This is a genomic window from Desulfoconvexum algidum (assembly GCF_055382125.1).
In genome coordinates, this window is record NZ_AP042394.1 from 3,972,258 (window position 1) to 3,995,883 (window position 23,626).

General features: G+C 45.2%; 18 protein-coding genes. 9 read left to right on the top strand and 9 right to left on the bottom strand.

Features of this window, described 5'->3' with window-relative positions; genetic code table 11:
• Positions 1 to 3 precede the first annotated feature (3 nt).
• Positions 4 to 3,399: an adenylate/guanylate cyclase domain-containing protein gene (locus tag ACZ45G_RS18080; protein WP_464171885.1), complete on the bottom strand. Its 3,396-nt coding sequence runs from the start codon at positions 3,397 to 3,399 to the stop codon at positions 4 to 6.
• Positions 3,400 to 3,993: 594 nt separating this feature from the next.
• Between ACZ45G_RS18080 and ACZ45G_RS18085 the strand changes: the two genes are divergently transcribed.
• Positions 3,994 to 5,676, top strand: a complete 1,683-nt coding sequence (locus ACZ45G_RS18085; RefSeq protein WP_464171886.1) for an AMP-binding protein — start codon at positions 3,994 to 3,996, stop codon at positions 5,674 to 5,676.
• Between the two features lie 285 nt (positions 5,677 to 5,961).
• Here the strand turns inward: ACZ45G_RS18085 and ACZ45G_RS18090 are convergent, their stop codons facing one another.
• The 4 genes from ACZ45G_RS18090 to ACZ45G_RS18105 form a co-directional block, all read right to left on the bottom strand.
• Complete coding sequence (locus tag ACZ45G_RS18090; protein ID WP_464171887.1) at positions 5,962 to 6,360, bottom strand: rhodanese-related (seleno)protein; 399 nt, start codon at positions 6,358 to 6,360, stop codon at positions 5,962 to 5,964.
• Positions 6,361 to 6,375: 15 nt separating this feature from the next.
• The gene (locus tag ACZ45G_RS18095; RefSeq protein WP_464171888.1) at positions 6,376 to 7,632 is read right to left on the bottom strand and encodes an APC family permease; all 1,257 of its coding nucleotides are present in this window, start codon (positions 7,630 to 7,632) and stop codon (positions 6,376 to 6,378) included.
• A 613-nt stretch (positions 7,633 to 8,245) separates the two neighbouring features.
• Positions 8,246 to 9,586: a PAS domain-containing protein gene (locus tag ACZ45G_RS18100; protein WP_464171889.1), complete on the bottom strand. Its 1,341-nt coding sequence runs from the start codon at positions 9,584 to 9,586 to the stop codon at positions 8,246 to 8,248.
• A gap of 660 nt (positions 9,587 to 10,246) precedes the next feature.
• Positions 10,247 to 11,044 carry an MBL fold metallo-hydrolase gene (locus ACZ45G_RS18105; RefSeq protein ID WP_464171890.1) on the bottom strand — a complete coding sequence of 266 codons (798 nt, stop codon included), beginning with the start codon at positions 11,042 to 11,044 and terminating at the stop codon, positions 10,247 to 10,249.
• A gap of 984 nt (positions 11,045 to 12,028) precedes the next feature.
• Between ACZ45G_RS18105 and ACZ45G_RS18110 the strand changes: the two genes are divergently transcribed.
• The 4 genes from ACZ45G_RS18110 (at position 12,029) to ACZ45G_RS18125 (ending at position 16,189) form a co-directional block, all read left to right on the top strand.
• Positions 12,029 to 12,778 (top strand): substrate-binding periplasmic protein, encoded by a 750-nt coding sequence (locus tag ACZ45G_RS18110; RefSeq protein WP_464171891.1) that lies wholly within the window; start codon positions 12,029 to 12,031, stop codon positions 12,776 to 12,778.
• Positions 12,779 to 13,664: 886 nt separating this feature from the next.
• On the top strand, positions 13,665 to 15,038 hold the full coding sequence (locus ACZ45G_RS18115) for a reverse transcriptase domain-containing protein (RefSeq protein WP_464171892.1): 1,374 nt from the start codon (positions 13,665 to 13,667) through the stop codon (positions 15,036 to 15,038).
• A complete protein-coding gene (locus ACZ45G_RS18120) occupies positions 15,031 to 15,300 on the top strand; it encodes a DUF3465 domain-containing protein (protein ID WP_464171893.1) in 270 nt (89 codons plus the stop codon). The genes ACZ45G_RS18115 and ACZ45G_RS18120 overlap by 8 nt, the downstream gene beginning before the upstream one ends.
• Before the next feature lie 193 nt (positions 15,301 to 15,493).
• Positions 15,494 to 16,189 carry a virulence RhuM family protein gene (locus ACZ45G_RS18125; RefSeq protein ID WP_464171894.1) on the top strand — a complete coding sequence of 232 codons (696 nt, stop codon included), beginning with the start codon at positions 15,494 to 15,496 and terminating at the stop codon, positions 16,187 to 16,189.
• On the opposite strand, the gene ACZ45G_RS18130 is transcribed toward ACZ45G_RS18125, so the two are convergent.
• Together ACZ45G_RS18130 and ACZ45G_RS18135 are read right to left on the bottom strand one after the other, a co-directional pair.
• Complete coding sequence (locus tag ACZ45G_RS18130) at positions 16,161 to 16,511, bottom strand: group II intron maturase-specific domain-containing protein (protein ID WP_464171895.1); 351 nt, start codon at positions 16,509 to 16,511, stop codon at positions 16,161 to 16,163. The genes ACZ45G_RS18125 and ACZ45G_RS18130 overlap by 29 nt on opposite strands.
• A 251-nt stretch (positions 16,512 to 16,762) precedes the next feature.
• Positions 16,763 to 17,080, bottom strand: a complete 318-nt coding sequence (locus ACZ45G_RS18135; RefSeq protein WP_464171896.1) for a hypothetical protein — start codon at positions 17,078 to 17,080, stop codon at positions 16,763 to 16,765.
• A 383-nt stretch (positions 17,081 to 17,463) separates the two neighbouring features.
• On the opposite strand from ACZ45G_RS18135, the gene ACZ45G_RS18140 reads away from it, so the two are divergent.
• The 4 genes from ACZ45G_RS18140 (at position 17,464) to ACZ45G_RS18155 (ending at position 21,517) form a co-directional block, all read left to right on the top strand.
• Complete coding sequence (locus ACZ45G_RS18140; protein ID WP_464171897.1) at positions 17,464 to 17,619, top strand: hypothetical protein; 156 nt, start codon at positions 17,464 to 17,466, stop codon at positions 17,617 to 17,619.
• Between the two features lie 297 nt (positions 17,620 to 17,916).
• Positions 17,917 to 20,220 carry a xanthine dehydrogenase family protein molybdopterin-binding subunit gene (locus ACZ45G_RS18145; protein ID WP_464171898.1) on the top strand — a complete coding sequence of 768 codons (2,304 nt, stop codon included), beginning with the start codon at positions 17,917 to 17,919 and terminating at the stop codon, positions 20,218 to 20,220.
• A complete protein-coding gene (locus ACZ45G_RS18150; RefSeq protein WP_464171899.1) occupies positions 20,217 to 20,690 on the top strand; it encodes a (2Fe-2S)-binding protein in 474 nt (157 codons plus the stop codon). The genes ACZ45G_RS18145 and ACZ45G_RS18150 overlap by 4 nt, the downstream gene beginning before the upstream one ends.
• Entirely contained in the window at positions 20,687 to 21,517 is an 831-nt protein-coding gene (locus ACZ45G_RS18155) for an FAD binding domain-containing protein (RefSeq protein WP_464171900.1), read from the top strand. The genes ACZ45G_RS18150 and ACZ45G_RS18155 overlap by 4 nt, the downstream gene beginning before the upstream one ends.
• On the opposite strand, the gene ACZ45G_RS18160 is transcribed toward ACZ45G_RS18155, so the two are convergent.
• A complete protein-coding gene (locus ACZ45G_RS18160; protein ID WP_464171901.1) occupies positions 21,512 to 22,549 on the bottom strand; it encodes a GNAT family N-acetyltransferase in 1,038 nt (345 codons plus the stop codon). The genes ACZ45G_RS18155 and ACZ45G_RS18160 overlap by 6 nt on opposite strands.
• Positions 22,546 to 23,616, bottom strand: a complete 1,071-nt coding sequence (locus ACZ45G_RS18165) for a hypothetical protein (protein ID WP_464171902.1) — start codon at positions 23,614 to 23,616, stop codon at positions 22,546 to 22,548. The genes ACZ45G_RS18160 and ACZ45G_RS18165 overlap by 4 nt, the downstream gene beginning before the upstream one ends.
• Positions 23,617 to 23,626: the final 10 nt, after the last annotated feature.

Consider the following 23,626-nt stretch of genomic DNA (forward strand, 5'->3'; position numbering starts at 1 on the left):
TTCTTACTGGTTTTTTGTAGTTTTAGAGCTATAGTCTTCCTTTTTATGGTGGGTGCTTTTTAGTTTCTCCACCCAGGCATCGGCCTTGCAACTTGCCATTAGATCCAAAGCAGTCATCAATTCTTTCCTTGCCTGTTCCGGTTTATTCCGGCCGTGGAACCAGCGGCTGTACAATAGATGATCCCATGCCAAGGCCCAAGTCATGCCATAGGATTCATTCAAGATCATTGCAGTCTTGATCATTTTCTCCGCCTCTGAAGAAGAGCCTTGGTTATCCATCATAACAGCAGCCACTGAATTAGATATCTCGCCCACTATCCATTTATTTTTTATCTGACCATACCATTTAAACAGCCTATGGAGTGGAATTTGTTTTCTTTGACCCTGGGATTCAATCCGTGCCCCCAATATATGGCAGGCATTAATATAGGAGGGGCCCATATGGCATTTCCTGAAAAATGAAAGGGCTTCTTCAAGGGCATACCTGGCTTTGTCATATTCTTGCTCATGAAAATAAGCCCATCCCAGAAAATAACTGGCAGCTCCGGCAAATGAGAGTAGGTTACTTTTATGGGATAAAGAAACTCCTTTATGAAGGCAGGGCTTTGCTTCAGCTAAAAGCCCGCTGCGGTAAAGGGACATGCCCATGGCAGTGTTTGCCTGGGCTCCAGCAAAAATATCTCCGCTTTCATTTGCAATAGCAAGGGCCTGCTCAGCAGCAGTCAGTGCATGATCCACTTGGCCTCTTTGATTATATATCCAAACTGATTGAAAGGCATATGTCTGGGCAATGGCCCAGGAAATCTTTGAGGCTTTGTTCAATGCCTGGGCTTGATCAAGATGGGCAAGGCTTTCGTCGAATTTCCCCTGATCTGCCCAAAAACACCCCAGGTTGTTATGCACAAGGGCAAGGGCAAGGGTGTCATTTAACTCATGCCCTAACCTTTCGGCCTTGTGATAATAGGCTTTGGCCCTGCTATAATTTTCTTCACTCAAATGGTAATATGTTGCCAGAATAGTATCAATCAGGGCAATACTGCGCTTGTATCCTTTTTTTTCAACTATTTCTAAAATGGGATCAACCGCTGATTTGGCCTCAACAGGGAAAACCATCTGCATACAATAAAGCCCTATATAAATCCTGGCCTCAATTATCTGTTTTTCTTTTTCGCCATCTATAGGCAATTGTTCAAGGCAGTGGATCCGTCTTTTCACATGGCTGATGGCCGTGGTAAAAGATGCTGTTTTTTGGGCCTTCCGACCAGACAATTTATAATAGGTTTCTGCAGTTTTATAATCCCTGCCCCGGAAAAAATATTCGGCCAGAATTTCAGTATATTCCCAAAGGGTATCCTTGTGGACTTTTTCCATTGCCCTGCCTACTACAATGCAGAGGGCTTCCCTTTTAACTGATAGAATTGAAGCCAGTACCACCTCCCGGGTCAGAGCATGGGTAAACACATAGGTTGCATCAGGATAAACGCCCCTTTCATATATCAAGTCCCTGTCCTTTAAAAAAGCCAGCCTGGATAACAGTTCAGCGTCCTCCAACCCGGATGCTTTCTTTAATAGGATATGGTCAAACTCTCGTTCAATCATTGCAGCCAGTTGAAGCAATTCCTTTGCCTCGTCAGGCATTCCATCCACCCTGGACATGATTACGTCCTGTATGGTGGAGGGGATGGCTATCTCCCGTGTATTTCCGGCCAGCAGGCTTTGACCATTTTCTGTTCGGATGAGATTTAAATCCCTAAGTGAACGGATCAATTCCTCGATAAAAAAAGGGATCCCTTCTGTTTTCTCAAGGATCAAATTTTCAAGGTCCCTGTGGATCTCAAATGAGGAAAGAAGGGCAGCGACCATGGCCAGGCTTTCCCGGTTGGAAAGCCGGTTCAGGGTGAGTTGATTATGGTGGGATTTGCTGCCCCAGGTCAGTCTATAATCCGGTCGAAAGGTAAATATGAGACATACCCGTGCATCGGCCAGGCTTTCCAACCAGAATTTAAATATCTCCTCAGATCCCTTATCCACCCAGTGGAGGTCTTCAATGGCAATGACCAAGGTTTTTACTCGGGAAAATTTTAATACAATCTGTTCCAAGACCTTTATTATCCTGTTTTTTACTGTTCCAGGCCACAGGGTAAGTTTAGGAGCACTGTGCTTGATTGAGAAAAAATCAAGCAGAAGAAACAGAGCATCCTCCCCTGGGATATCCAGAAATGTCAGCGCTGCTTTGACTTTTTCAATTATTCTGTCCGCACTGTCCGATTCCTTGATATCAAAATTGGGTTTTAAAATATCAATGATCGGATAATGGGGCACATGCCTTCGGTATGAAAGACATTTTCCCTCCATGAAATGGACATCCTGGTCAGTTACGGCCTTTCTAAATTCATAGAGCAATCTTGACTTTCCAATCCCAGCCTCGGCCATAATGGAAAAGGCCTGTCCCCGGCCTGCCTTTGCCCTCTCAAAACCATCCAATAGCAGCTCTAACTCTCTTTCTCTTCCCTGGAAAGGGGTCAGGCCCCGCTCCGCACTCACATCAAAATGGGTCCTTAAGGTGGAGGGTGCGATTACCCGATAGGCCTTGACTTTTTCAGCCTTTCCCTTAATCGTATGCTCTCCCAGGGCTTCAAACCGGAAAAGCTGTTCAGTCAGCTTAAAGGTGTCATCCGATACATAGGTGCTGCCCGGAACTGCTAAGCCTTCCATTCTGGAGGCCAGGTTAACCGTACTTCCCACGGCTTTAAATTCTACCCTCAGATCATTTCCCAGGGTGCCGACTATCACAGACCCTGTGTGAATACCGATGCGCATCTTCAATTTCAATGGAACCCTTTTCCCCTGGCTGATTCCGGCGCTGAACCGAGCCATTTCCAGATGGATGGCATGTGCTGATCGGATGGCTTTCTGGGGCGCATCCTCCAGGGCCATGGGGGCTCCGAAAAGGGCCATGATGCCATCTCCTGTCATCTCGTTTACCGTGCCTTCATAAGTATGGACTTTATGAATCAGAATTTCGTATACCTGATCCATCATGCCATAGGCTTTTTCAGCCCCCAGGTGTTCAACCAGAGGCACAAATCCCTCCATGTCGCAGAACATGACGGTGACTTGCTTTCGTTCTCCTTCGATTTTATCCTTTCCGGCCAGTATTTTTTGGGTCAGTCCCTTGGGTAAATACCGCTGAATCTTTTCTAATTTTTCTTGGGAAAATTCTTTTTTGGAAATGGGTTCACCCGTTGGGGAATGATGTTCTCCGCATTCATTACAAAACTTTGCACCCGGAGGAAGCAGATGGCCGCAGAAAAGACAAACTGTCTTAAATTCTTTCCCACATTCAAGGCAGAACTTGGAAGTTTCAGGGTTCTGAAAATGACATTTCAAACATTCCATTTTTGAGATCCCCTTCAGAGTGGACAAAACGGATTGAAAGAAAATTGTTAACTATTTCCAACTGTGTTTCTGATCAACTAAAGGATAAGACAGGTCGAATGAGTCTGCACGGAATCTATCATATTTAGCGTATTAAATCCAAAACATTTACAAAATAGAGTCTTTATTTCAAAGGATGAAGTTTCAAGAAAGACTATATCTGTCATTTATCTTTTCGTAACCCGAGTATTCAAAGCTAAGATATATATTTTTGAAAAATCAGGATTTCCCTGATTGACATCGAATAGATATGTCTATAGTTATATCAGAAGATAATATCTGGCCATATTCATATCCGTACGATCTACCTTTCTTTGCGAACAAAAGAGCTGAAAATCTTGTCCTGTTTGTCATTAAATTTTTATTCAGGATCTCTCCCAATAGAGAAAAACCTCAAGTTAAATAGGTATTACGGGATTATATATATATGTTTTTTATGCCGGGTTGCCATAGGGTCGCTATGGTTTTTAATTAAATTCAAGCATAGAAGATCAGGTCATTTGGGATAGGATTCTTCACACCAAACGATGTGCTAAGGGCACAGGGAGTATAGCTATGGAACCAATGACTGACAGTAAAAACTTACTTGAATGTGTCTACTACTGGGAAAAGAAAACTCCAGATCGGGTGTACTTTACACAGCCGATGGGTGGAGGTGATGCCAATGTCAAAACGTGGACCTGGAAAGAGGCGATTGGTGAGGCCCGGCGGATGGCGACCTACCTCAAGAGTCTTGATTTGCCTGATCGCAGTCACATTGCTCTGTGTTCAAAGAATTGCGCCCATTGGATCATGGCGGATTTAGCCATATGGATGGCAGGACATGTCAGTATCCCGATTTATCCGGTTCTGACGGCTGATATAGTCCGATACTTGCTTGAGCATTCAGAATCAAAGCTTCTTTTTGTAGGAAAACTTGATCCTGTCTGGGATGAGATGAAGAAGGGAGTTCCCACAGATCTGCCCATGGTAACTTTCCCTCTTGCTCCCCCAAACGATCATGAACAGTGGGATGATATCATCACAAAGTACGAGCCGATCACTGACCCGGCAGAGCGTTCACCAGATGAGATGGCAACCATCATTTACACGTCCGGAAGCACTGGCATCCCCAAAGGAGCCATGATCAGCTTTGGTGCGATGCTTCAAGGCGCTAAAGGCATTACGAATTACCTGAAAACTCATGCAGACGACCGGATGTTGTCGTACCTTCCGCTGCCACATGTCATAGAGCGTTGGGCAGTCGAGTCCCACTCTATTTACGTGAGTTTTCCACTATTTTTTACCGAGAACATCGACACCTTTCTCCAAGATCTGCGTCGGGCAAAGCCCACCCTTTTTATTTCAGTACCCCGGCTGTGGCTCAAATTTCAGCTCGGTGTTTTTCAAAAAATACCGCAAAAGAAACTTAATCAACTGCTCAAGATCCCGATTCTGAAAAACATCATAAAAATGAAGATTCTCAAAGAGATGGGGCTGAATCAAGTTCGATTTGCCGCTACTGGGTCGGCACCGATTCCAAAAGAGATCATCGAGTGGTATCGAAACATAGGGTTGGAACTGCTTGAAGCTTACGGTATGACCGAGAACTCAGGCTATTCGCACTGCACCAAACCAGGTGAGGTCCGTCCAGGCTACGTGGGTTCCCCATATCCTGACGTGGAGCAAAGACTCTCTAAAGACGGGGAGGTTCTCGTTAAAAGTCCCTGCAATATGATGGGTTACTTTAAGATGCCGGAGAAGACTAAAGAAGCTTTCACAGAGGACGGTTTTCTCAGAACAGGAGATCTTGGAAAGATTGATGAGAGAGGACGCTGCAAGATCACCGGCCGTGCAAAAGAGCTTTTTAAAACCTCAAAAGGTAAATACGTTGCACCTGCTCCAATAGAAAATCTGATCTCGACCCACCCGTTGGTCGAAGCCTGTAATGTATCCGGGTCGGGCTATCCACAACCTTACGGGGTAGTGATGTTATCAGATGAGGCACGGGGGGCGTTTAAACAGGGAGAAAAATCAGCCATCGAAAGAGAACTCACAGAGCACTTTAATTTTATTAACAGCCATCTTGCGGCCTATGAGCGTTTGGCGTTCATGGCCATAGTTAAGGACGAATGGCTGCCGGAAAACGGTTTTTTGACACCGACCATGAAAATTAAGCGGGCCACTATCGAAAAAGCTTATGGCCCCCTCGCCGACAGGTGGTATAATGAGAAAAAATCGGTCGTGTGGGAAAGATAAAGGCCTGATCTTATTCGGGGACTCTTAACAAAAATCTTATTAAGTTTAGAAGAATATTTGGCGTGTATTTAAGTTCGAATGGCCATGAGAAGGGTATAATTCAGTTCACGTTATAGTTCTCTCCTGAGTGGCACTCGAAAAATTACTCCTTGAAAATCTTAATGATACCGTTTGAATTATTGAACATTCGAAAAATCAAAATTTATGCAAGTTATAGTAGATAAAAAGACAACACACCCTAATTACAAAAAGGAAATCAGGGTGTGTTGTCTTTACCTGGAATACTTATTTTTCATCCACTGGGTATTTGGCCCGGAACCATTCCCGCCATCCGCCCTTTAGGGCATGAACATCCGTGTACCCCTCAGTCATGAGTTTTTGTGCCAGACTGGCACTGGTGGCTTCATTCGGTCAGGCGCAGTATAAGACCAGTTTTTGGTTTTTGGGGTATTTATCTTTCCAAGCCAAGAACTGCCCAGGATCTGCTCGATGGGCATCCTTGATTTTAAATTCAGAAGATCCCCAGTCCCTTCCCGTGCGGGCATCCAGAATGGTGAGCTCCCCCTTATCCATCCAGTTCTTCAGGGTCTCCTTGGTGATGACAGATACAGAAGCCCCCCCTGAATACGAAGAGAAAACCAGAATGGCAGCAAATGGAATAAGCAAAAATATAAATTTTTTCATAATGAACTCCTTGGTTTAATTGTCATGATTGGATTCACCTTCTTGTCTTGATGATTTCCATGTGAGTATTAATCCTGGGAGAAGACCTGCTCCCAGGGGCAAACTAAAATATATGAGTTGTAAAGACCGATCTTCTCCGAACAGGAGAAGAAAACAAACACCGGTCAGGGTAATTACGGATGTCGTGAGGTTTGGCAAGGAAACTTGCCGGGTTAAAAACCCCAGAGAAATCAACCCGTAGGAAAACAGCCAGGCAAGAAAGATTGCCCGTATCCAGATTTCCAGTTTGTCACTGCCTGCCATTCCTTTGGTCATCATCAGCCCAATGACCAGGGCCAGGAATATGGGTACCACCCCTTGTTTCTTGATCCATTGGGGAAGCAGCCCATGGCCAGCCATCTCACCGGTATTGACCCGGCAGGCCAGAAATAATCCGTTGACAGCCCCCAGGGTCCCAAAGATAATAATCCCCCCCATTATCCAACGGCCTATATGCCCAAGCAGATACCGGGCAGTTTTTAAATGGGGAAGACTGGTTGAGGCCAATTTTACCAAGGGAACATGTTGGATGGAAACCATTGCCCAGAGCAGGAATAAAACCCCTGTACCACAAATGGTCCATACCAGGGGACCCGTCATTTTTATTTTATCTGCCCGGCCTCCGTTTTGATCCAGGGCAAAGGCACCCAGGTCAAATCCTACCCACAAGACCAGTGCAAGAAAAAGAATGGACCTATCTGGAATCAGAAGCCCAGGAGAAACGACCTGTGTTCCCTGGGTGAAGATGCCTGTCAAAATCAATATCAAAAGCCCTGCCACGGTCAGGGAAACAAAAATTACCTGGGCCTTAAAGCCGATTGATAGGCCCGTCAAATGTATCCCCAGGAGTATACTAAGGAGTAAAAATGCGAATCCAAAATTGGGTAACCAATGTAAAAAGACTTCATTAAAGGCAAACCCGGATGAGACCAGAATTCCAGTGGACAGAAAAATGGCGGCAAACCCCCTTATTGTCCATGGCAGATAGACCGCAAGCTGCCCTAAACGTGACATAAGAAAATCGGTTTCTCCAACTTTTTGGTTCAGGATTTGGTAATTTGCAGCATGGATGAAGAAAACAACCATGGACCCCAGTATCAGGCCCATCCCTGTCCAGCCAGTTTTACCCACAAGATTTCCCAGCAGAGCCAGGGTATCAGGAGAGAGCATTATGCCCATGGCCCAGGCAATGGGAATTGCTTTGGTAAAGAATGTGTTGGCGTTTGTTCCCATGATTTTTCCTTTTGTTATGGGAAAATATCTTGTCTGTTATCTTTTTTGTTATTTCCCTTTCTTAGTCGCAAAGAAAAGACAGATACCTGTATTTGGAAACCCAAACGATATGATATACATCTCTCTTAGTCTGGCTTTTTAATCAGATCGGCTCTGAACAATGAACTTCAATGTATATCACAACGTGGTACAAATCAAGGCGAAAAAAACTGGCGGGGCTGACTTCCAATATCTTTGAGGGGTACTCACGTATTAGTATCCCAATATGGAGTATTCAGAAACCAAAATTCTCAAGGATACAGATACAAATCAAAACTTTATTTGATTGAGATTCTGGTGAATGCTGATGCAAGAATCCTTGACTGTTAGTGGGGCAAACACTGAGTACTGGAAGATGAAATAATGGGATTTTAATCGAATGTTGAAACCCCATAATTTATAGACAAAGTCTGGGGCCTGGAAAACCTAATATTTTTTTTGGAAAATAATAACTTTAGGACGAAAAATCATAGTTCAAATAGATTATATTTTCATGTTCACATGGCATATTTACAAACAGATAAAACCATGACATAAAAGTTATTTGTGTGATTTGCACACATAGACGCATTAATTAATCTGGGTTACTTCTTTTTTTGTTTTTCATTTTTTTATACCAGTTTTCGTCTCCGTATAATTTTTCCGAACATTCAGGGCACATCCCATGGCTGAATTTCGCTTCCGAGTGATCGCTGATGTAGGATTCGATCTGTTTCCAGTATCCCTTATCATCCCGAATTTTTTTACAGGAAGCGCAAATGGGGAGCAACCCGCTCAACTTCGTTATTTCTCCAATCGCCTTTTCGAGCTTCTTTTTTTCTTCAAGCAGCCGATACTCGAGGGTGTTGTCCATAAAAAGTTGGATATAGCCAGCCAGTATGCCGAATATATCCAGAAGCTTTTCTTCGTGAATTTTCAGGACCCGGTTTTCAGAAAGGAGCAGGATGCGTTCCTTTTCCCGCTCAAAAAGCCATCTTTTGTTTCGGGTGAAGGTCTTGGTTTCATCCAAGAGAGTATCAATCGGTTTACCGATTACCTCTGCCTGGTCCAGAATAAAAATATCCAGAAATCTCTGATTAACGCTGGTAATCGTTCTGTCCTTGTCCGTGATCATAACGGCAAACGGCAGGCTCTCAATAAGGATGTTCAATTCAATAAGCAGATTCTGCAGGTCGGTCACATCACGGGCAAATCCGACAGTGCCAATAACGCTGCCATCGGTGTCGAAAATGGGTGACTTGTAGGTTTTGAACTTGCGGAGTTCATCACCGCATTTCACGGTTTCGTCGAAAAGGCAGGTCTCCTTTTTGTTGAGAACAATCTCTTCTGATTCCAGGCAAACATATTCCCCTTGGGCATATTCATCCGGTTCAAAGTCCCAGATATAGTTATGTCCACGGCCTTCAATCTGGTCCTTTGATTTATTTACAACCCGGCAGAAGCTGTTATTGACTTTTAAATGAGCCCCCTTTGCATCCTTGAACCAAATCAAGTCAGGCAGGCTGTCTATCATCGTATCCAGACATTTTTGGGTTAGAACCGAATCCTCCTGCTCTTTTAGACGCTTCAGTATCCCGGTGAAAGAGGACCGAACCTTATCTTCAACAAATGGTTTGATCCAAATCTGGTCGAAAAGCTGATAATTTTCTGCCAGAGCTGGAAAGCTATCGGCTGAAAAACAACCGACAACAAAGGCCTGCTCATCTTTAGCTGCAAAAATTTTTTCCAGGGATATCGGTTTGACGTTTTCGAAATCGAGAACGATGACCCCATACCCTTTCAGGTCGACTTCATCGACATCCGGATGACAAAAAAAATCATATGAGAATCTTTCAACCGGTGGGACACCTCGAAGAAACGTTTCAAGCTGATAATTCTGTGTTGCAATCAAAATATTTAATATTCGATGATACACCTTAAACTTTCCCCATAGTAATCAATAAAAATGTAGCCTTTCAAATATTATTTTTTTCTAAATTTATATCATGTTATGAAACATATGATAAGAAATTAATTTATCAAACAGCAGTATCTATGAGAATGAATGAGGGGATGAGCTTTAATGGTATTATAAGCTCAGAATTTCTTAATTGTTTTCAGGAATGACTGGCAGATCAATTGATCTCTTTTTTTTTTGAATATTCAAGCTCAAGGATTAGTATCCTAAGGTGGACTATTCAACCGCCGAAATTATCATGGATACCAAAACAATACATCACCGAAAATCTGTATTAATGTTGATGCCAATCATGGAATAATTCTTGACTCTGACTATTTTGGGAATGTAATGGAATCTGGGAAAAATATTTTAATTACGGCTTGCATGACTTTGCTCTACCGTCCCTCTTTTTGTCAAAAAAATTCAAACTAACCATAGTGACCAGTGGAAGAAGCCAGTTTTTCAGACAGTACTGCAATGTGCTTGGGACCGATAAGGGAGAGAATAAATATCAATCCCTCAACTTTATAAGATTAGCTGTGATGGATTTCAAATTCCTTTACAGTTATCGTAAACAATGCTAATCAATTTTCATACAGTTTCAATTCATATAATGGAATTTAGTATCTGTATGAGTTACTTCTGAATTAATACTTTTTGCGAAGTATATCGTTCTGGAATAATAACTTTTACACCCGGAAGGTTTTTTTCTATTAATTTCATAAAAGTGACATGCTGAATGTCATTCCCATTCATGGGAACAGCAATTTGCGGTTTCATATCGTGAATCATCTGATACGCATATTCTGGATTGCAGGTGGGAGAAGGGTTACCTGTTGGAACAAATGCAAGATTTGACACCATTGTTTGAAGCGGCACATAGGCGGAATCCCCTCCATGAAATATTTTAATTCCGTTAATAGTGATCCTGAAGAGCATTTCCGAACCGATATGCATTCCTTCAAGGGCGTCTATTACAATATTTTCGGCATTATAAATTCTTCCCGGTGCTGGGGTGATAAGTTTTTCACGAGGAATATCTTTTTTAAGTTCTAAAACCATGTTCGGATCAATTGCGATATGGGGTTGTGATCCCTTAAACAACTCCAAAACAGTTTGCTTAGAAAAATGTTCCCAGTGCGAATGCGTACAAATAATAAGATCTATGCCCTCTTTATTAAGAATTTCCAGCACACTTTTACACAAGCACGATGGATCGAAAAGAATTGTCTTATCAGCTATTCGAACAATAACATTTGAACAAGGACCAAAGAACATAAACCCCACTTCATTCGCCTTTAGGGTCATGGAAAAAAAATTCTTGAAGGAATGGCATTCGGTTTGTTCCTTACCAGTGATTCCAACGCTTGGTATCCATAAAATAACTACAAAAACCAAAAATGATAATAATACACTAAATTGGTTTTGTTTCATGCTTATCCCCTTGAACCATTTGTTTCAAATTCAGAAGATTCTATGCAATATCATTAGTAAAAAGTCCGGTCGTATTTTGGATATTTTTTTGTTGGCGGTAGATTTTATAAATTACTAAACCTAAAGCAACCCCCTCCCTGGCTTGTTACCAGAAAGAGTGTAAAACAGCAAACCCGACCGATTAAATTGACTATTGTGTGAGAGATGATGCAGTAGCAATGGGGTTTCTCCAAAAAATATCCTTTTATTTCATAATATAAAAATACTCCTGCAAATATCTTTTGTAAATCAGGGAAAACCTTAATTTTCAAAATAAAAGTACTCATTTACAGCAGAAACTTTGATTATAGTTAAAAACTATTCTATGTAATGTAAAGAGCAGAAAACCCGAGCATATTTTGCCGGGATTTTTTGTTGGTGGTGCATAGTATCTTTTATTCAATTATATGAGCCAGAACCAGCATCAGAAAACATTCTTCAAATTACATTTTGTGTATAGAATTTTATCTTTCATCAATTACGAAAGATGTTATAGAAACCTCGCCTTGAGATCCATGAGAAAACCTTCTGGAACCTCGGTTTTAGTGATGATAGATTAAATTTATTGAACTAAACTTCCTATGGACAAATCCCGACTGGGAGTATTTTTCTCAAATAATCTTGACAGTCAGTTCAAAATTTGAAAAAAAAGGTCCAATACAATATGTTGTGGTCGATGAATTTGGGAGAAAGCGAAAGATAATAAACACAAAGCTCGCTTTTTAATTTCATAAAGCTTTGCCAAAATTTGCTTAACCCTGTCTCCAATTTATTGGGGGAGGATCACTTCCTGACAGCAATGCTTTACTGGCGCTATATTATTGACACATGACCATAATAGAAATAAAATCAGTATAAAAAAATGGGTTCTACCCTGATTTTGAATTGTTAATCCATCGCCTTAAAGAAGGAAAAATGGACATAAAATTTATAAGATTATTCACAATGATAGTTCTGTTGAATTTTTTCATTCCAGGCAATGCTGCAGCCGGAGAAACAATTTGCATAGCAAACGGAGAATGGCCGCCATATCAGTCCAAGGCATTGAAACATGGTGGAGTTGCATCACACATTGTTACAGAGGCGTTTGCCTATTCCGGCATCAACGTCGTATATAATTTTCTTCCGTGGAAAAGGGGACTTGAAGAAGTTAAAAAAGGGAATTGTCACGGAGCATTTTTGTGGACAAAGAGTGAGAAAAGGGAGAGAGATTTTCTTTTCAGCGATACGTTTATTCAGGGAAAGTCTGTATTGTTTCATCTAAACTCCCTCCCCCTTGCCTGGAACAGTGTTGAAGACCTTAAACAATACAGGCTCGGAGGAGTTATCGGATATCGATATGGCGTTGAAATTGATACGGCGGTTCGTAATGGAGACATAAAAATCCATCGGGTTGTTGAGGACAAACAACTTTTTTCGATGCTGCTGCTAAAGCGCATTGATGCATTTCCCATGACCTTGAGTGCGGGCTACGTACTCCTGAACAAAGAGTTTACAAATGAACAGATAGATATGATAACCCATCACCCCAAACCAACCAAGATGGATTATTACAGATTAATATTTTCTAAAAAAATGGAGGAGAACCAACGGTATTTGTCCCTGTTTAACCGGGGATTAGAAAAATTACGCCAGAACGGGCGGTACGACCGGTATATTGCGTTATCCTTTGGAGGGTATTACGAGCAACAATGACCCTGAGTGTCACTCGGCATATGAAAACCATGAAACTCAAGACTTTTTGCATTAATCTGGATGTTCAAAGTGTTAATGTTTTCGAACGATATCTATGAGACAAATGAGTAATTCCAAGGTGTAATGGTATGAGGGCTCAGATTGTAAATTTAACCTCAAGCACGATATCTTGTGGTTGGCCGTTTCTATTGAAAAGTCAATTTTATAAATTAATAAACGCCCTGGAAAGGGTTCCTGCAAAAGAAGGTAATTAAATTAAAAAATTGAGTTTTTCCGATTTTTTCGACTCAACAATTAGTATCCAAAACTGGAGTATTCAATAGCTGGAATAATTAAGGATACCGATACAAATCAAAACTTTATTTGATCGAGATTCTGGTGAATGCTGATGCAAGTATCATTGACTGTTGGGTTGTCCTAATGCTGAGTACTGGAAGATTAAATCATAACGGCAAAACCAAATGTCACCACCCCATAATGAACGATGGTATGCGTAACATATGTGAACTGTTAATAAACGTCGTTATTTGAGACAGGCCAAAGATGCTGACAGGCCTGGGCCAAAACGGCAAGAGGTATGGTTGGAGTGCTCGTTTTTCACTTCACGTAATCTATGATCCCTCCGGCGGACAGACAGACGCTAACCCATTGTGTATTGAAAGTGGAACTTGGTAAGCCCGTATCTTTCCTTCTTCGGAAGGAAAGCTGGCTGCAAGGCTGGCCTATGGGGATGCGGGTAGAGGAAAGCTGGAAAAAGCGAAGGCTGATCTGTAATGGATCAGATACGGGTTCCAAATTTGCCCGGTCATGAAAATGTGCAGACTTCCGGCATGGTGTTGGATCACGTGAAACGATTTGAACGGAATAACCGTATTGGTGTGGATAGATGATATCATTTTATGATGTTGACGGCCGTATGGGCTTGAAGAATGTGTGGGATCTCCTTGATGGGGGCAAACACATACAGAGAGTATCCCGTATACAAGCGCGTATCGTGAAGGCAGTTAAGAATGGATTAAAACAAACGGTACGCGGCCTTCAACGGTTGCTGTCCAACTCGCTTGCAGCAAAGCTTATCGCCATCAAGCGGGTAATATCCAATAGTGGAAAACGAACCCCGGGTGTGGACAATATATTAATTGATACCCCCCAAAAGCGATGGGAAACGCTCAAGAATCTTAATCTTCCCAAATATAAGGCAAAACCGCTGAAACGCATTTATATCCCGAAAAAGAATGGGAAGAAGCGACCATTAGGCATACCAGCCATGCATGACCGGAAAGTACGCTCGGCTCAGGATGCAATGGGAGCTATTTATAATGCGTTGAGACGGAAAGGTAGTGCTGACTGGATTTTGGAAGCGGACATCAAAGGCTGTTTTGATCATATTGATCATAGATGGCTGGATGAGAACATCCCCATGAACAAGAAGAAATTGCAACAATGGCTCAAGTGTGGTTACCTTGAGAAGCGTACATTTAATCCAACCAATGAAGGAACTCCCCAGGGCGGGATAATTTCACCGACGCTTGCCAATATGGCACTTGACGGTATTCAGAACCTCCTTGCAGATAACTTCAGAAAAACTGACAAGATTCATTTTGTCAGGTACGCGGATGATTTTATTATAACGGGCCGTTCCCCGGAACTGCTTGAACATTGTGTCAAACCTTTGATTGAAGGGTTCCTTAAAATAAGGGGCCTTGAATTGTCAGAAGAGAAAACCATGATCACACATATTGATGATGGCTTTGATTTTCTTGGCTTTAATGTCAGGAAATACAAAGGTAAACTGCTGATAAAGCCGTCAAAATCCAGCATTAAAAGTATCAAAGCAAAAGTCAGAGACTATCTGAATGTCAATAAAACCAGGCGAACCGACGTTGTAATTGCCAAACTGAATACCATCATACGCGGTTGGGCAAATTATCACAAACACGTTGTCAGCCGAAAAGTATTCGGGGATCTTGACCATGCATTTTGGCAAATGACATGGAAATGGTCCAGGAGAAGGCATCCAAATAAGTACAAAGGATGGGTTAAAGGTAAATATTACCGAAGGATCAAAGGTCGAGACTGGCGATTCATGGAAAAAGGTAATCCTGAACCCCTGATTTTATTAGGCCCGACCTGGCTCATCAGGCATATAAAGGTTAAGGCGCAGGTCAATCCATATGATCCTGTATGGGAGGACTATCTCAAAGCTCGTTGGAAACGAAAACAATTGTCGGGTGTGGCCACACGCCTTATCAATGCTTGAGCCGGATGAGGTGAAAGTCTCATGTCCGGTTCTTAGGGGGCTTGGGGCTGGCAACAGCCCCCGGCTACCCGGCGATAAACCGCTTATTTGGGGTGTTAACCTTACCCCAAGAATCAGTAATCTAAAAAACGGTGATCACATCAATTTTTATGGTGAATATGAATGGAACCCTCAGGGGGGAGTTATTCACTGGACACACCATGATCCCAATAATCAGAATGAGAATGGCTGGTTGAATCATGGTGGAAAACTTTACCAATAAGCGTGTAACACACTAAATACAATTGCTGATCTTCACGGCGGATATGCGGCAACTTAACTCAACGTTTTCAGCGAATGCGTTGCATTCCGCCGGGGAATTCTCAATAGAGATAAAAATGAACGAAACATTTCTAATAATAAATTTTTGTCTTTTTATGCTATTTGATTATAATATCCATGACAGTAGAATATAAATGGGTAAAGAAACCATGATTGAAAACAAACAAATTGAAATTTATCAATCTGAAGACGGACAAATACAGATTCAGGTTTACCTTGAAAAAGATACCATCTGGCTATCTCAGGCTCAGATGGCCGAACTTTTTGACAAGGACTCAGACACTATTGGTTTGCATTTAAGAAATATTTATAAATCCGGTGAACTGGAAAAATCCGCAACTACCGAGGAATCCTCGGTAGTTCGCCAGGAAGGCAAGCGTCAAGTCAACAGGAAAATTAAATTCTACAATCTGGATGCCATCATTTCAGTTGGGTACAGGGTGAATTCAAAAAAAGGAACCCGATTCCGGATGTGGGCCACCCAGCGGCTGAAAGAATACCTTGTCCAAGGATACAGCATAAATCAACACCGCTTTGAGCAGAATGCTGTCGAGCTTCAGCAGGCAATCGCCTTGATTCAAAAAGCGGCACAATCTCCCTCCATGGAAACAGATATGGGACGGGGTCTGGTGGATATTCTCAGTCGCTATACGCAGACCTTTCTCTGGTTGCAGCAGTATGACGAGGGTTTGCTTATCGAACCGGAAGGGCAATCCGGCGGCAGACTGGCAACACCGGAAGAGGCCTTGGCATCCCTTATTGAGCTTAAGAAAAAATTAAAAGACACTCTGATCAAATTGATTATGAACTTGTTGTGCCAAAAGAATTAAACCGTTCAAGAAAATATCTATTTGGCAAAGCGATAATCACCCATTTAATCTTGCTCATACGCCACATTTTCTTGTGCGCATTTCCGGACAAGAAGGCATGTTTACGGGATATCCCGAGTTTGAGTAGATTACGGACTTTAGTTCTGGGATTCTTCCATTGTGTCCAAAGGAGACATCTTAACCGTCTGATTATCCAACCGTTCAAGGATTTAAAGATACTTCGGGCTTCAGAGAGCCGGTAATAATTCCACCAGCCTCTCAGGTACTGATTCAATTTATAAATGACCTGTGCCAGACTTTTACCGCAGCCTCGACCAGTCAATTCCCGGACTCGTTGTTTGAAGCGCTTAATCGTCTTCTTATGAATCCGGACCTTGGGTTGGCCATCTCTGCTGTAAAAGGAGAACCCTAAGAACTTGCTCCGCCTGGGATTCCCGATGGGACTTTGGCTCCGCGTCTTCGACCCTCTTCATTAACCTTGAGTTTTAGTTTTATGACTATGAAACGTGTAATACTTTCCATAATCCTTTCAGCAGCTTTCTGACTTTTGAGATATATGACAAAGTCATCTGCTTACCTGACAAAATGCAGCCCTCTTTTCTCCAACTCCTTATCCAGTTCATCCAGAACTGTGGGAATTCCAAGCAACCTTACACCGCCCTCCGGTTTTGGGATCTCTTTGCGTTTAACCGGGAATGGTTTATAGCTGCCGTTTAAAAGGGCTTCCCTGATTTTCAGCCAGTGTCGTTTGAGGTATCCCGGCAACTGATCAACAGTCATGTTATCAATACCAGGTGCCCCCTTATTACCACGGCTCGTTTTCCTTCGGCTACTATGCCCTCTGCTGACTTCTCTCATGCGGTCAAAGCAGGTCACCCTGCCCTCAGCCATTTTCTGCCAGCGGCATCTGGTGGCACATGAGAGACCTCCCGGGGTAAACACACGTCTTTCAGCACGTAAGCGCCGAGTGTACGGGCATTGCCTATAATGGATAGAGGACTTAACCTTGTGTTGCAGGCTGGTCCCGCAAATGCACGCCTAACTCGATTTCTGTTCGTCGCCCCGTGCTTTTGTGTTACTCTGCCTCAGCAGAGCCACTGTCTTCCGAAGTACCGTCACCGGTACCCCGTTGTGATAACACTATGCCCTTCGCCTCCATATCGCTGGGCTTGGGACTTGCCTTGACTTCCATTTCTGAAAATCATAGGCTCACCCTTAAGAACGTGTGCCGTACACGGCACACAACGAGTGAACTAATAAGGGAAGCCATGAGAATGTGGCAGAAAAGAGAAGAAGAACACAAGGCAAGGATTTCTTTAATCCGTGAACGTCTGGCACATTCAAAGCAGAGTGGTGAACTCGTTCCGCTTAATATAGCTTTTAAAACCATCGAGGAGCTACACCAACAACGGGCAAAGAAAGAAGTCTGATGAGAACATATAAAGTCTATTTGATGCCGGATACAATAAAAGACTTAGAATATATCTATGACCTATGGCAGGCCATTTCAGAAATAAAACCAATAGCAATACCAGCTTAATTAGTCAATTAGAATCACACTGAACAAGTCGTTGCAGCAGCCCGAAAGGGATCCGCTTCCTTTCCTCCCTTTCGGTCAGCAGCTCCTGAACTCAACCGTTCTCCTAAAAAAATGTTAATTTATAAAAGGCAGAATCATACGAGATTTAATCTTGACAAAGGTCAATGCCCGGTTCATAAACCCTTGCATGAATACTTCATCATCCATACAGGAGATAGGCCGCCGTTCCCCCCGCTTTGATGCCCTTGACAAGGCTCTGGGAAAAGAAAAATTTGCTTCGGATCTTTACACAGAGGAGATGCTGTGGGCCGGTGCCCTTCGATCAGGAATTCCCCACGGCAAAATCAGATCCGTGAACACGGCCCGGGCCGAGGCCCTGAAAGGCGTCCATTGCGTGCTCACCCGCAAGGATGTGCCCGGCTCAAACCGCCAGGGCTTTGTATATTGGGACATGCCTGTACTCTGCGGCACCAAGGTGCGCCATGCCGGAGATGCCATTGCCTTGGTGGTTGCCGAAAACCGGCAGATCCTTGCCAGTGCTCTGGAACTCATTGAGGTGGATATCACCCCGCTCCCCATTGTTGACTCCATGGATGCAGCTCTTGAAGAGAAGGCCCCCCAGGTCCACGGCCTTGAAACAGGCAACGTACTCAAATCTGCTACCATCACCAAGGGTGATCCGGGTGAGGCCATGCCCCATTGTGATATCATCCTTGAAGAGACCTTTTTCTCCCCTGTCCAGGAACACGCCTATATTGAGACCGAAAACGGGGTGGCCCGGCTTGACAAGGAGGGGATACTCCACCTCACGGTTTCCACCCAGGCACCCTTCCGGGATCGTTTTGAGATCGCCCGGGCCCTGGGCCTTGATCACAACAAAATTCATATCATAAATCCCTATCTGGGGGGCGCTTTCGGCGGCAAGGACGGTGCCACAGTTCAATGCCTCCTGGCCCTGGCCGCCATGCATGTAAAGGGACGTTCCATAAAAATGTGGTGGGACAGAAAAGAGAGCATGCTTGCCGGTTATAAACGCCATGGTGCCCGCATGCACTACAAACTGGGAGCCCAGAAAGACGGCACCCTTGTGGCCCTTCAATGTCAGCTCGATTACGATACCGGTGCCTATGCCCACCTGGGAGTGGAGATCATGGCCTTAGGCCTGGAACATGCCGGGGGGCCCTACCGGATTGCCAACATGGAATCCAAAGGGCGTTGTATATACACCAACAATCCCATCGCCGGTGCCTTCCGGGGCTTTGGCGTGGCCCAGGTCTGCTTTGCCTTTGAGGGCATGATGGATCGACTGGCCGCCAAACTTGCCATGGACCCCCTTATGTTAAGGCTAAAAAACGCTCTGGTTCGCGGTGACAGAAACTGTGCAGGCGTAACCATGACCCATTCAACGGGCATGGAGGAATGCCTGTTACGACTTTCCGATCATTCCCTATGGAAAACCCGGAAGAAATGGATTGCCGCTGCCCCGCCATTCAAACGCCGCTGCGTGGGCATATCCGCTGTTTTCAATGGCATGGGCTATGGCCGGGGATTGGCCGATTATGCCATTGCCAAGGTAAAACTAACCCCATCGGGCCTTATCCGGGTTTACAATGGGGTGAGCGACATGGGCCAGGGCAATGCATCTACCTTTGTGCAGATTGCAGGCGAAATCCTGTGCCAGCGCCGGGAGACAATGGAGCTGATCCAGCCGGACACGGATCGCACCCACCCCTCGGGATCGGCAACGGCCGGGCGCACCACCTACACCTATGGCAAGGCCCTGATTAAAGCATGTGAAGCCATGCGGGACAAGCTGTTTAACCGGGCAGCCCTCATGCTTCTTGTTGACGATGGTTCCGGTTTTGCCATGATTCCCGGGGGCGTTCGCCACCTGCCCTCGGGTCGGGATCTCTCCCTGGCTGATCTTGCAGGCATGATGATGCCAGATGACCGAATTTCCATGGCCGAATACCTCATGCCCACCACACCTGAAATGCCCAAAGGGGGCGAAACGTTCAAACTCGGTTTTCCCCACCTCATCTATCCCTTTGCAGCCCATTGTGCCCGGGTGGAGGTGGATGAACTCACAGGAGAGATCATTGTCCATGACTACCTGGCCTTCACCGACGGCGGCCGGGTGCTCAATCCCCAGGTTTTTGAGCAACAGGTCCAGGGCGCAGTTGCCCAGGGACTGGGCTATGCCCTTTTTGAAGAGGTCAAAACCCATGAAGCCATGCTTGTCACCAAGGATTTCTCCACCTATATACTGCCCACATCACTGGATCTTCCCGACATTGAATCCCATGCCGTGGAAACCATTGAACACTCCGGCCCATTTGGCATGAAAGGAATCGGGGAAGTGGGTATGAACGCTCCCCTGCCAGCGGTGGCATCGGCCATGGCCCATGCCGGGTTACCCATGAATCATGCCCCGTTCACTCCGGAACGGGTACTTGCAGCACTGGATAGACACCAAAAGGATACATCATGAATATAGAATTTGAACTCAACGGCCAACCGGTCAAGCTCTCTGCGGACGGCTCCATGTGCGCTTTGGATCTGCTACGGGAAAACTGTGGCATAACCGGCCCCAAAGAAGGGTGCGGATCGGGAGAATGCGGGGCCTGTGCCGTTTGGATAGACGGTGTGACCAAGCTCTCCTGCCTCATGCTGGCAGCCCAACTCCATGGCCGGAAGGTCACCACCATCGAAGGCCTTGCCACGGATAACGTTCCCCATCCCTTGCAGCAATCCTTTGCCGAAAAGGGTGCTGTCCAGTGCGGTTATTGCACACCGGGTATGATCATGACGGCGGCGGAGCTGCTGAAAAATGAAAAAATGCCGGACCGTGAAATGATCCGCAAAGCCATATCCGGCAACATCTGCCGCTGTACAGGCTACCATAAAATCGTGGACGCGGTGGAAGACGCTGCCGCAATCATGAAGGAGATAAAATCATGATTCCCTTTTTGCCGGAATCCCTTGAAGACCTGTGGAAAATCCTCCACCATCAGCCGGAGTACAAAATCATGTCCGGGGGCACGGATCTCCTGGTCCGCCTGGGGGCCGGGGGCAAACAACCACCCGCCGTGGTCTGCCTGGAAAAGATTGGTGCTCTGAACACCCTTGAAAAAACAAAAGATGAGATCCGCATTGGACCCGGAGTCACCCTTACGGAACTTCTCCACAATCATCTCATCCAAGAACATTTGCCCATACTGCACAAATCCATATCCACCCTGGGCTCCCCCCTTATTCGTAACATGGGAACACTGGGCGGCAACATCTGCACGGCATCTCCGGCCGGAGATACCCTGCCAGCCCTTTATCTCCTGGATGCCCGGATGGCGCTTCAATCAGCCAGAGGCAACCGCGTCCTGCCCCTTCAAAACTTTATTAAAGGCCCAGGTAAGACAGTCCTGGCAGACAATGAAATTCTCAGTTCAATCATCATCCCCCGTCCTGCCCCGTTCAATATTCACCATTTCGAAAAAGTGGGTCAGCGAAAGGCCCTGGCCATATCCGTGGTCAGCCTTGCAGCCCTTTTAAATATTCACAAGGGCATTGTAAAAGAGGCAAGGCTTGCCTGGGGCAGTGTGGGACCCACCATTGTCAGAAGCCGAAAAGCGGAAGCGGCCCTGGAGGGCAAAGAGCTCACCCTGGCCAGCCTGGAGCATGCCGCCACCCTGGCCCGGTCAGTCGTGAGCCCCATCAGTGATGTCAGGGCAAGCGCCGATTATCGCCGTAAGGTGACAGGCAATCTTCTGCTTCGCCTGGCCGCCCTATAGGCAGGTGACACTCCCATAATCCTGGCGCAGGTAGGCCATCATGGCTTTTGCATCTGCGTCATGGAGGTGCACCTCCTCCCAGTCAGGTTCCCTTGGAAGCTTTTGCATGATCAGGCCATCACTTTCAAACCAGAGGGGGAGCAGTCCGCCAAAAAAATATCCCTGTTCCCGCAGCAGGCCCACGGCCTTTGGACATGCCCTGTCCCCGAGGTTGAGATATATCTGGACAAGGGTTTCTTTGCCGACCCTTATTTCCAGATCATGGAGAACCCGGCCAAAGTCGGTTCCGGCTTTGTTCACCGTGATCCGGGCAATCCCGGCATCGGGCAGCAGGAACTCCTCGAATTCTGTGATTCCGGTAAGAACATCCCCGGGCACATTCCTTCGTTCCAACCCCAGTTGCCCGTAAAGCCTGCCCATAAACTCAGCATAGGGTTCAGGCATATACACCGGCATGGCATTGTGCTTTCGAACCTTGAACATCAAGAGCAAAGAGACATTTCTGACAACCCCACCTTCTTTTGAGTAAACACCGGCGGGCATGCATTCAAGTTCAAGCCCTGTGGCACGCAATCCCTGCTTATGGGCCATTGCCTGGGACACTGGATGGTTACACACCGCTTCCACAAAAATCGCAGACAGGTCCAAGGTTTCTGGCAACTCTCCAAGGATCGACCGGTTAATATCTGTGGATACCCGGGTGTGACGATAGGATTTGAGCAGCATGAGCTGTCCTGCCTCATACACATTCCGGTTGGGGGCATGGCAGAACAGGCCAGCCATACCCACGATGTCTCCTCCGGAGGTGCGGGCCACCAGGGTATGCTGGTCATCGGTGTGATTACGTTGCTTCACCTCCTCCGGGTCATAGACATGTTCAACCGGAAAGGAATCACCGTAAATCTCATAATAGAGAAGGGATATCCCCAGGGCATCTTCATCACAGAAAAGTCCCACCACCGTATCCTGATCCGGATCAATCATCCTTTTTGCCGCCCCAAGGCGTTTGATCAATTGAACCAATGCCATCATTTTTCTCCATGAGTGAGTAGTTTACTTTCCACAAGCGTTTCATACAGGCCCTGGGCAATAACCCCATGGCCCGTTTCATTAAAATGAACCAGATCAAGAAAAAGCAGATACCGTTTGGGATGATTCCAGATGTAAGGGGAAATTTTCAATACAGGCAATCCCATGGGTTCTGCCACCCTTTTAACCCCTTCATCTATAATGCCAAACTGATATTGACTCCAGCCCTTCACCAGACCCTCCCAATTGGCCTGGATGGCTGAAAGTTTGGGCTCATCCTCAGGTTTAACCTCCGGCCCATAGCTTGTTGCAATATCAAACAAGGCCACATCTGCACCATGGCCCTTTGCATACTCAACCATGGATAAAAGTTTTTTCTCTTCGTAATCCAGCAATCGCTCCCATTGAAACCCGGGTGCAGGTTTAAAAGCACTGCCCCTGTCCTCGGTTTTTGAAATTTTTCGTCTTAAAAACATGCCAAGGCAGGTTCTGTCCAGTTGCTTAAGATACCAAACCTTGTGCCTTTGCAGCTTGTGAATAAAATCAAGGGACCAGGCATCGTCTTCTTTCCAGGCACTGCCCTTTATATAGGCAATGGAAACATCATTGGTATTGGGCCGGAGCAGCACAATATCGCCCCTTTGAATGGGAAGAGATGTCACAAGTTCAGCGCTCTGGGCCATGTTGTAGCCGATTATGGATGCGTTCATCACCTGATACTCATAGCCGGAGCTGTCCAGATGCTGTTGGAGTACCTTGAACCAGCAGGCCTCTTCCCGAACCAGTTTGGGTCCGAAAAAATCAGATTCCCCCACCACCCAGATGCGTTTTTTCCCGGGTTCGGGCTCCGGGGAACGCAGCCCCAGACTGTTGATGTGCATCTGCCCCTTGCCATAGCCGGGTTTTAACTTCCAGTGCAGCGGCGGGCCGCACTCCTCAATGAATTCATTATAGAGGTACTCTTCAATTTTTTTATGTACGTAGGGCAAACCATGGGTCTCGTAGTAGTGCTTGCGGGCCTTAACCTCGCCCAGAACCAGTATGATAATAAAAATAACAAAATAAATCATATTTCAATCC

Excerpts from the sequence above, each read along its gene's own strand:
- ACZ45G_RS18110 (WP_464171891.1), top strand. The coding sequence starts at position 12,029 with ATGATAGTTCTGTTGAATTTTTTCATTCCAGGCAATGCTGCAGCCGGA.
- ACZ45G_RS18160 (WP_464171901.1), bottom strand. The coding sequence starts at position 22,549 with ATGATGGCATTGGTTCAATTGATCAAACGCCTTGGGGCGGCAAAAAGG.
- ACZ45G_RS18155 (WP_464171900.1), top strand. The coding sequence starts at position 20,687 with ATGATTCCCTTTTTGCCGGAATCCCTTGAAGACCTGTGGAAAATCCTC.
- ACZ45G_RS18115 (WP_464171892.1), top strand. The coding sequence starts at position 13,665 with ATGATATCATTTTATGATGTTGACGGCCGTATGGGCTTGAAGAATGTG.
- ACZ45G_RS18135 (WP_464171896.1), bottom strand. The coding sequence starts at position 17,080 with ATGGCTGAGGGCAGGGTGACCTGCTTTGACCGCATGAGAGAAGTCAGC.
- ACZ45G_RS18125 (WP_464171894.1), top strand. The coding sequence starts at position 15,494 with ATGGGTAAAGAAACCATGATTGAAAACAAACAAATTGAAATTTATCAA.
- ACZ45G_RS18080 (WP_464171885.1), bottom strand. The coding sequence starts at position 3,399 with ATGGAATGTTTGAAATGTCATTTTCAGAACCCTGAAACTTCCAAGTTC.
- ACZ45G_RS18140 (WP_464171897.1), top strand. The coding sequence starts at position 17,464 with ATGTGGCAGAAAAGAGAAGAAGAACACAAGGCAAGGATTTCTTTAATC.
- ACZ45G_RS18105 (WP_464171890.1), bottom strand. The coding sequence starts at position 11,044 with ATGAAACAAAACCAATTTAGTGTATTATTATCATTTTTGGTTTTTGTA.
- ACZ45G_RS18145 (WP_464171898.1), top strand. The coding sequence starts at position 17,917 with ATGAATACTTCATCATCCATACAGGAGATAGGCCGCCGTTCCCCCCGC.
- ACZ45G_RS18085 (WP_464171886.1), top strand. The coding sequence starts at position 3,994 with ATGGAACCAATGACTGACAGTAAAAACTTACTTGAATGTGTCTACTAC.
- ACZ45G_RS18165 (WP_464171902.1), bottom strand. The coding sequence starts at position 23,616 with ATGATTTATTTTGTTATTTTTATTATCATACTGGTTCTGGGCGAGGTT.
- ACZ45G_RS18150 (WP_464171899.1), top strand. The coding sequence starts at position 20,217 with ATGAATATAGAATTTGAACTCAACGGCCAACCGGTCAAGCTCTCTGCG.
- ACZ45G_RS18095 (WP_464171888.1), bottom strand. The coding sequence starts at position 7,632 with ATGGGAACAAACGCCAACACATTCTTTACCAAAGCAATTCCCATTGCC.
- ACZ45G_RS18120 (WP_464171893.1), top strand. The coding sequence starts at position 15,031 with ATGCTTGAGCCGGATGAGGTGAAAGTCTCATGTCCGGTTCTTAGGGGG.